Annotated in this window: 5 protein-coding genes and 1 pseudogene; 3 read left to right on the plus strand and 3 right to left on the minus strand. The window is 42.8% G+C overall.

Annotated features, from left to right (window positions below; translation table 11 throughout):
• Positions 1–650 (minus strand): hypothetical protein (locus LUQ50_RS09595; RefSeq protein ID WP_300039566.1); only part of this gene is annotated, 650 nt, incomplete at its 3' end.
• A gap of 336 nt (positions 651–986) precedes the next feature.
• Here LUQ50_RS09595 and LUQ50_RS09600 point away from each other — a divergent pair.
• From LUQ50_RS09600 to LUQ50_RS09605, 3 genes are all read left to right on the plus strand, one after another.
• Complete coding sequence (locus LUQ50_RS09600; RefSeq protein WP_300039567.1) at positions 987–4,301, plus strand: PKD domain-containing protein; 3,315 nt, start codon at positions 987–989, stop codon at positions 4,299–4,301.
• A 125-nt stretch (positions 4,302–4,426) separates the two neighbouring features.
• Positions 4,427–4,606: a transposase gene (locus LUQ50_RS15965; RefSeq protein WP_367278984.1), complete on the plus strand. Its 180-nt coding sequence runs from the start codon at positions 4,427–4,429 to the stop codon at positions 4,604–4,606.
• A gap of 997 nt (positions 4,607–5,603) precedes the next feature.
• On the plus strand, positions 5,604–7,700 hold the full coding sequence (locus tag LUQ50_RS09605; RefSeq protein ID WP_300039569.1) for a M3 family metallopeptidase: 2,097 nt from the start codon (positions 5,604–5,606) through the stop codon (positions 7,698–7,700).
• A gap of 157 nt (positions 7,701–7,857) precedes the next feature.
• On the opposite strand, the pseudogene LUQ50_RS09610 reads toward LUQ50_RS09605, so the two are convergent.
• A pseudogene (locus tag LUQ50_RS09610) lies at positions 7,858–8,208 on the minus strand (transposase); the annotation flags it as partial.
• 513 nt (positions 8,209–8,721) lie between these two features.
• Positions 8,722–10,110, minus strand: a 1,389-nt coding sequence (locus tag LUQ50_RS09615) for a PAS domain-containing sensor histidine kinase (protein ID WP_300039571.1), incomplete at its 5' end; no start/stop codon positions are given.

Below are 10,110 nucleotides of genomic sequence, written 5' to 3' on the forward strand. Positions count from 1 at the left end.
CTCTTTGTTATCGTTGCGTTAAACGAAGAGCCGTTATCAGACATAACAAAAGTAAATCCGCCGATCTCAATCCAGTTTCCGTTATACGTAATGCCATCCGCCGATACTATCCCGGATAGGTTTGAGGCTTCGTCATTTACACCTGCAAGCGGTTCATTTGTCCCGGTCAGTAATGTCCCTGCTTGTGTGAGGTTATATGTTTTGTTCAGTGAAGCCCAGTTGCCAGTCCAGGGATTAGCGGAATCAACTATTTCCCCAACCCTTTTTGCAGTACCGGAATAAATGGACGGTTCAGTCATGGGGCCTTGCGGATCGGCTGTTCCATTAATGGTAAATGACATCATATCATCTGATAATGTGTAGGTATTTATTCCGGTTTCAATCCACACACCAGAATAGGTCTTCCCATCATCTGATATATTCCCCTCAAGCCGACCAGGGTCTAATTGTATCAAATCGGTTGGCACATATTCTCCCGTAATCCCCGACTGATTGTGCATAATGTAAACCGTATAATCAGGAGTTGACCATGTACCGTTCCATACATATTCAGTGTTTTTCTCCGATCCGGTATTATTTTCAGCATACGCGGTGCATACCACGAATACGCTCAAAATCATCAGTACGTTGAATGCATGTAATAGTCTCATACCATATCACTTGTTGATGGCGATAGGTTATCGTCCGTATGGTTAAATATATCGAAAAACCCAATGAACCGGGATAGAGCATATAATCGTGATAACTCGTGTACTGCGACAATTAATACGATCTCCATCGTAACCAGGTCTTGATCTGATCTGTATTTCCTATTTAGAACTCTTCGATACGATTATCATACAGAAAATTTATTATATTGTATGACCCTCAGTGGAACAAAATTTATTTCGTTTCTGATAGTTGTTTTAATATTATCCCTTTATGGCTGTTCTTTAGTATCCGCTTTTATTTTAAGTGGAACATACGTCGTTGATAACACGACGGCTGTGAATTCAAGTGAATCCTATCGCTCAAACACCGATGACCTATCAGCTGTGTATGTCACCAATTATGGAAACCTTTCCCTAAGTAATTGCTCTTTATATACCACCGGAAATACCTCATCTCAGGAAAATAGCAGTTTTTATGGTCTTAACGGAGGCCTGGTTGCAAACAATGGCAGTCATGTGACTATGATGGGAGGGTCAATAACGACCACCGGAACCGGAGCAAATGCTGCAATTCCAACAGGATCTGGCACCTCAATATCACTTTCCAATGTTTCAATTTCAGCATCAGGCAATGGCGGGCATGGGGTAATGGCAACACTTGGTGCTACACTTTCTCTATCGTATGTTTCCATCGTAACGTCGGGGACCAATGCAGCACCTCTTGCAACTGACAGAGGCGGAGGTATTGTACAGGTTACCGGGGGTACAGTCTCCTCCTCAGGCGCCGACTCACCGGGAATATACTCAACTGGTACAATTATGGTCACCGGAGGTTCTGTGAATGCTGACGGTTCACAAGCCTGTGTTATTGAGGGAGGAAACCTGGCAAGCCTTACCGATTCTACATTAACCGGCGGTGTTGACGATTATGGTGGTGTTATGATCTATCAGAGTACCTCCGGAGATGCAGATGTTGGAATCGGATCATTTGCAATGAATGGCGGCTCATACACATCAAATGCCGGACCTGCGTTTTTCGTAACAAATACCAATGCGACAATATATCTGACCAATGTCAATACCACGATCAATTCAGGTACCCTGGTTCGGGCAGCAGGTACATCAAGATGGGGAACTGTTGGAAATAATGGAGGAAATGTAATTTTAATTTCGGAGAATGAACACCTGAATGGCTCATTGACAACAGATGCCATCAGTTCAATCACTACACATCTTCTCAACAGTTCTGTCCTTACAGGATCGATAAACACCTCGTCACTCAGACTTTCATCCGACAGTTACTGGAATGTCTCCGGCACTTCGAATTTGACATACCTGCTTGACGCTGATTGCATTTCTGATACATCTATAACAAATATTATTGGTAATGGGTTTACGGTAACCTATGATCCAAATCTATCTACTAATTCCTACCTTGCAAATAAAACATATTCACTTCAAAACGGAGGATTACTAACTCCCAAAGGTATCAATTCGACAGACTATTTTGTTATCAATGCGTCTGCCGGAAGTGGCGGAACGATCAGTCCGAGCGGGCTGATTCAGGTCACTAAAGGTTTGAATCAGACGTTTAATATCAGTTCTAATCTTGGGATGCTCATCGATGATGTAACGGTTGATGGAGAAAGTCAGGGAGCGGTACACAGTTATACCTTCCCCAATGTTTCATCCAATCATTCGATCAATGCATCGTTCAGAGTGAATTATCCGTCATATTTCATTAATGCAACAGCAGGAACCGGAGGCAACATCAGTCCTTCCGGCCTTGTCCGTGTGTACAAAGATAATAACCAGTCCTTTGAGATCACTGCTGACACCAATTATGCAATCGCTGATATCCTCATAAACAATACTACCAGTCTTGGCCCTCAGGACTCCCCGTTTGTGTATACATTTAATTCAGTACTTGCTAATCAGACGATAGTAGCGACATTTGAAGAAAAATCATACTACATCAATGCGTCTGCCGGAGGTGGTGGATCGATCAGTCCAAACGGGTTGATCCAGGTCATTAAAGGTTCGAATCAGACGTTTAATATCAGTTCTAATCTTGGGATGCTCATCGATGATGTAACGGTTGATGGAGAAAGTCAGGGAGCGGTACACAGTTATACCTTCCCTAATGTCACCTCCAATCATTCGATTTATGCATCGTTCAGAGTGAATTATCCGTCATATTTCATTAATGCAACAACCGGACCCGGAGGCAACATCAGTCCTTCCGGCCTTGTCCGTGTGTACAAAGGAAATAACCAGTCCTTTGAGATCACTGCTGACACCAATTATGCAATCGCTGATATCCTCATAAACAATACTACCAGTCTTGGTCCTCAGGACTCTCCGTTTGTGTATATATTTAATTCAGTACTCGCTAATCAGACGATAACAGCGACATTTGAAGAGGAAAAATCATACTTCATCAATGCGTCTGCCGGAGGTGGTGGATCGATCAGTCCGAACGGGTTGATTCAGGTAAGTAAAAGTTCGAATCAGACGTTTAATATCAGTTCCAATCTTGGAATGCTCATCGATGATGTAACGGTTGATGGAGAAAGTCAGGGAGCGGTACACAGTTATACCTTCCCCGATGTCACCTCCAATCATTCGATCTATGCATCATTCCGGGTAAATTATCCGTCATATATTATTACTGCAACTGCAGGAACCGGGGGCTCTATCAGTCCTTCCGGGTTCGTCCGTGTGTACAAAGGAAATAACCAGTCCTTTGAGATCACTGCTGACACCAATTATGCAATCGCTGATATCCTCATAAACAATACTACAAGTCTTGGCCCTCAGGATTCCCCGTATGTGTATACATTTAATTCAGTACTCGCTAATCAGACGATAACAGCGACATTTACGCAGGTGAATATCTATATCAACGCATCAGCCAATCAATGGAGTAACATAATCCCACGTGGAAATGTAACCTATCCACTTAATTCAAACCAGACGTTTATTACTCAGGCCATGCCCGGTTCTCTCCTGAATGATGTTCTTGTAAATAATACGTCGGTTGGTGTGATCTCATCATGGACCTTTACCAATCTCTCAGAGGAGCAGTCTATTCAAACGATTGGAAACCCGATTCCCGGACAAATTCAGGTATTTTTTAATGCCTCCCCACGGTATGGTCCAGTCCCTCTGACCGCCCAGTTTAATGATAATTCAATTGAATTCCCTACTTCATGGTACTGGCAGTTTGGTGACGGACAAAACAGCACGGAACAGGATCCCAGTCATACCTATACGACCGCAGGATCCTACACCGTCTCCTTACGGGCAACAAATAACCAGACTGGTGGTGTGGGAACGTGGAATAAATTCATCACCGTTACAGATGGGGTCGTTCCTGAGCCGACTCCCACACCAGTTCCCGGTGAAATAACAGCGGACTTTACGGCTACACCGGTATCAGGTACTGCACCTGTATCTGTGCAGTTCACAGACCAGAGCACCGGAAATCCCGTTTCATGGATATGGTATTTTGGAGATGGATCTTCTTCGACTCTGCAAAACCTGTCTCACTCATATGGTACATCAGGCACATATTCTGTGACACTGGTTGCCCAGAATGAAAAATACCAGGGTTCTATTACCAAATCTGATATCATCACGATCCGGTAATTACTCAGGTTTTCATTTTTCCGGCTCTTCGTCAGTTTCAGTGGGTAAGTTATTGTTTGGGTTCTAATCTCATTTCATGGTTGTTGGTGAAGAACTCTTTCGCTCTGCTCTTCATTTGTCATGTGATGAAATTAGTGAATGAGGCAGTCGATGAAGTAAGAAAAATAGAACAACAAAGAGACAAAATTTTAAAAAATACTCGTTACATATGGCTTAAAAATCCATCTTCCTTAACTCGAAACCAAACGAATACACTTGGAAATTTGAAAGAGATGAACCTAAAACTTTGCGGGCATATAATCTGAAATTATCTTTGTAATTGTTGTGGAGTGTGGAGGATTTGGTATCTGCTTAATTGTATTTCAAAAAATGATACATCTTGGCAACATACAGTCAATCAACTACAATTGCTAAGGTTGCTAAACCTCTCAAGGAGCATGGGAATTGTAGGATTTTTATTTTGAAGACCCTTTTCCAATGGGCTATCAAAAGGATTGAATAGCATTATACATACTCTTATAGCAATTGCCAGAGGGTGTCGCAATGAACGAAATTTTTATGACTATGATATGCCTTCGTCATGGACAGTTGAAATTTAACTCACCGGCATGAAACGACGAAGAACCCAATAAATTATCCAGAAATTAATCCTGTATCTGTCCGGTTATATTCTATTACCTAATCCTGACCGGTGAAAGAAATAAGAATTGATAGATATGCCACATGAAATGCGGAAGAGCCTTTATTTCTTGTCAGGGATCGTAACTTGCGACGGTGGCGATCCACTGACATCCTATTGTTTGCAGTGCTTTGTATTATGAATTCTCGTTATACGACCTCATAAGATTTTTTATGGACGTCTTTTCTAAATCCCGATGAGTATACTCCCATGTTTACAAACATGTACCCCCTTACACATGCCGTTGAAGGTCATCAACAAACCGTATGTGATCATGAACAGTCAAAAAAGGCGGTACTGATCGGTAGTCGTTTTAGCAACTATTGTTTATAGTGTTTAAAATTTGCTTATCCGAAGAAAAACTCACATCTATTATAAACATATTTAGATAAAAAAGGGGCTATACACTGTTCTCTATAATCTGTTGATTTAAATGAGGGAAAAGATAATAGATTCCATCCAGCCAAATTTGCTCATTGGACCTGTTCACAATATTTGCTGTAAAATTTGCCCTAATTTGTGCTTTATATAGGAGTATAAATAATTATCACCGAATTGAGACGAAACACAAAACAAAGATTTAATACTCCTTTAATGGTTATAGGGGATAGTAACTGATCTCCATGATTTTAGAAACTACGGTAAAATCTCTGAATTCTCTCGCTTTTGCAGTTGTTATGGTTCTGATTATCATGTCGTCTGGTTGCCTGCAATCCAGTACGAATGCAAGAGCGGATAATATCGCCTCTCTGAATGGTACAGGACCTATCCAGGCACATTATTCGCCAGGTGATATTACCCGTATGAGCACTACGGCGATTGAGCAGGCTAATGCCTCTTTCAATACGATCGTGAACACTCCTCCGGAGCAACGCACATTTAACAATACGGTGCTCGAATTTGACCGGGTAATTTCAGATTACCTGGATGCGGTCCAACCGCTCGCCCTAATGGGGTATGTATACCCGGATACTGAAATATCTGCAGAAGGTATGAGTGCTGAAGAAGCGAACCAGATTTTTAAAACCGCCACATATTCTCGTCGTGATCTGTACGACGCCATGACGGGGCAGGTCCCCCGAACCACAGAGGAATCCCGCCTGTACAATGTGACAATCAGGGAGTTTAAGCGCAATGGTCTTAATTTGCCGGAGGATAGGCTTTCACTGGTCAGAGCGAAGAAGGCAAACCTGAGCGGGCTCGAGTCACAATTTACAGCCAACTTAAACAATGATGATACTAAACTTGAGTTCACTGCAGAAGAATTGAGTGGTGTTCCGGCCTCGTCACTTGCCACATTTAACCAGACGACCACGGGGAACTACATCGTTACCTTGAAATACCCGGATTACCTGGCAGTGATGACATATGCAGTGAACAATGAGACACGCAAGAAAATGTATGCAGCCAACTTGAATCGTCAGGCTGACAAAAACATCGCCCTCCTGGAAGAAGCGATCGTTCTTCGTGAGAAGATTGCAAAGGAACTGGGATATAATACCTGGGCTGATTACCAGTTGGACGGGAGGATGGCAGAAAATTCCAGCTCGGTGATGGCGTTTCTTTCTTCAATGAAAGAGCCGCTGATGGAGAAAAATAAATCAGAATTGGCAGAGTTGCTCGAGATCAAAAAGAAACTTGATCCAAACGCAACAGCAATAGATCCCTGGGATATTGCATACCTCCTGGAGAAGCAACAGAAGGATCAGTATGATTATGATAAAGAAAAAGTAAGGGAGTACTTCCCCTTGGACAGCGTGCTACAAGGGATATTCTCAACCTATGGATCCTTGTTCGGGATCCAATTTGACAAGGTGAAGAGTACTCAGGTATGGTCACCGGAAGTACAGCTCTTCCGTGTAAGTAACCAATCCGATAATTCAACGATTGGGTATCTATATTTCGATCTATTTCCCAGGGAAGGGAAGTATGACCATTTTTGTGAGAATACTCTCATCAGAGGAAGAATGAAGGATGGCACGTATGCTGTCCCCGTCGTTGCGATTATCGGAAATGTACATGCTCCAAATGGCGATATTCCTTCCCTTCTTACCCCTGATGAAATAGAGACGATCTTGCATGAGACAGGCCATGCGATGCATGACATCCTTACCACAGCACCATATGGTACTCTGTCAGGGACGAATACAGAGATGGATTTCGTTGAAACGCCCTCGCAAACTCTTGAGGAATGGGCCTGGGACCCGCAGGTCCTGGAATCGCTCTCTGGTCACTATACAAACACCACCCAGAAGATTCCATCTGAACTTATCACCAAGATCATTGCCGCCAGGGACGTTGGGCTCGGGAACGAATATAGTAATATGCTAGCATATTCTCTCGAAGATATGAGATTCCATTCTGCCGAAGGGCCGGTAAATACAACCGATGTCTGGTTCCAGACCTACAAAGAGATCCTGGGAATGGAACCCCTGGCAGGGACACACCAGCCGGCCACGTTTGGCCATCTCATGGGTGCATATGATGCCGGATATTACGGGTATCTCTGGTCAAAGGTATATGCTCTGAATATCGTCAATGACTTCAAAAATGCCGGGATGACGAACCGGACCGAAGGTATGAAATTTCGACAGGAGATCCTTGCAAAAGGGAACATGGTTGACGGAAACGAAATTTTGATGAATTTCCTCGGAACAAAGCCGGGTGTGGAGGCATTATACCAGCGTCTCGGAATTACCGTGCCACAGATAACCAGCTGAATGAAATGATCTTGGCCGGTTCAAACGGTTAATGGGTATGTTTTCATCATCCCACCTAATTTCTTCGATGATCTAATGACGATATATTCCTCTGGTGCATCTTATCAGCACTAGATCTCTTGTTTCGTAACACTCGCTGCCGCCGTGTGTTCGGTAAAAATACTCGCGATGGCTTTATCATCCCTTTTAGCGCTAAGAGCGCAATCATTTCTGAATCAATCTTATCAATTTTTTTGTGAGATTAAACCTTCATATCATGTGGATTACCAACAATGACTTCCAAATATTCACATAAAAGATCGGAAATATGGACCCAGTAGTCACTTGTTGATTCACATGCAACCACTTGACATTTATTTACAAGAATCCATTCTTTTAATGCAAGGATACCTTGCATTGTTCTTTCGAATCCTTGCTGGAATTTGACACCATTAGTGTGGAGTACTGTGGCGATGATAAATCGCTTATGGATGTCTAATCCAGCAGCAATTGTGTATTCTTCTATCATAATACCCTTAATGGAAATTGGGTAGTTGATGAATTACCTAACTGGTTAATTTTGCATTCGCGATCTATGTCGCAGTCCAGCCTGCAGTAGCAATTCCGGGTTAGTTTTAGAAACGAGCTTAACATCTCTAAAATAAAAAACAACCTGCACTACCCAAAAAGAGATTGATGGATACCTATTTCCATTTTTCAGGGGTCAAGCATGAGGCAGCGCCTCATAGGGGTTTTAAATCGGCAACAGATATTCCGGTTAATACGGTCAACGCGGGTAAAAAGGAATACCGGAGAGTATCTGTTTTATTGTACGAATGTTCTGGGTATCCGTACAACCCACTGATCAGATCGATAGCGAAAAACATGAAATAATAAGGTGAGCAGACGGATATCGATGAAATATCAGATGATATCAAACGGTCCATGCTCAATTCGGAGCATTCCCGTTTCGGTTGTCAGATTTCTCCAACTCTCATCTGCGATCAAGAACCCTGATCTCCATAGATCCCGGTGAGACTCATTACTCCCTCACCGATATTTTTCTCTGCCATCCTCCCTTTGGCACCATGATCTCAAATCGTGCACCCGTACCCTGAGTACCAGTCTCCTGAATGGTTATATCAGTAAGAGAAAGAATTTCCCTGACAAGGAACATCCCAAGTCCGGTATTCTTCCCGAAACCACGCTCAAATATTTTCTCTTTTTCTTCTTCAGCGATCCCAACCCCGTTATCTTCCCATACTACGATCATGTCACTCCCGGATTCATAAGATGTGACCTGGATCTCTGTCATCCGCTGACCATGACGGATAGAATTGTCCAGGAGATTGAAAAAAACCTTATCGAGCATCGGATCAGCAAATATTGATATATTCTGTATATCGGTTTTAAGAGCGACTGAATCAGGGAGAGACAAATCCGATATCATGCTATCCAGCTGCATCCATTTCGGTTCGTGAGAACCAAGTTCCTCGTAGACTCTGGTAAACTCAATCTGTGATTGAATCTCTTTCGTAGCACGTTGGATCTTCTTATAATAGTCAGAAATAGCATTATCTCCAGACTCAACCTCTATAACCGCAAGGTATCCGAGAATAACCGAAATCTTGTTAAGAATATCGTGCCTGGTTATGCTCGTCAATAAATTAAGCTGGCGGTTTGCGTTTTTGAGTGCCTCTTCTGATTTCCTGCGCTCGGTGATATCACGGCAAATACCTAAATAATGAGTGATTTTTCCTTCGGTATTACGTATCGGTGAAGCAGTGGTAGTATGCCACTGCCATGTACCGTTTTTATGTCGTATCCGGTATTCTATCCCACTCATCTTCTCCCCGGTTATGAACACCTCTCTGACGAATTCATGACACACGGGGAGATCATCAGGATCTATAAAGAGATCATATGGTTTTCCGAGAGTTTCACTGATCTCATATCCCAGGACGTCAGTCCATTTCGGTGATACGTAGGTGAATATTCCCTCAATGGTCAGTGAGTAAATAATATCATTCGCATTCTCTACAAACGAACGAAATGTTTCTTCACTCTGTCTGAGTGCATCTTCAGCTTGTTTCCTTATACTGATATCACGGATAATCCCGACAACCCCGACACAGTGTTTCTGGGAATCAATGACCGGAGTGATAATCCCCCCGGTCCAGACTTTGGATCCATCCTTACGAAGCAATTCAATTTCTATCTCCGAGATTACAGGAGGTTCGCAGTTATTCCGTAATGCTTCAATCGTCTTTTTACGACCGTCCACTATTTTTTTGCGATAACCAGGGGGATATATGTCGTTTTTTGGCATTCGTATAATTTCTTCAGGTGTATACCCCAGGAGTCCCCTGACAGAAGGAGAGATGTATGTGAGATTCATATCACCATCCGCAGTCCAGATCACATCATATAC

It is taken from the genome of Methanospirillum sp., assembly GCF_028679455.1.
Classification (GTDB): Archaea; Halobacteriota; Methanomicrobia; order Methanomicrobiales; family Methanospirillaceae; genus Methanospirillum.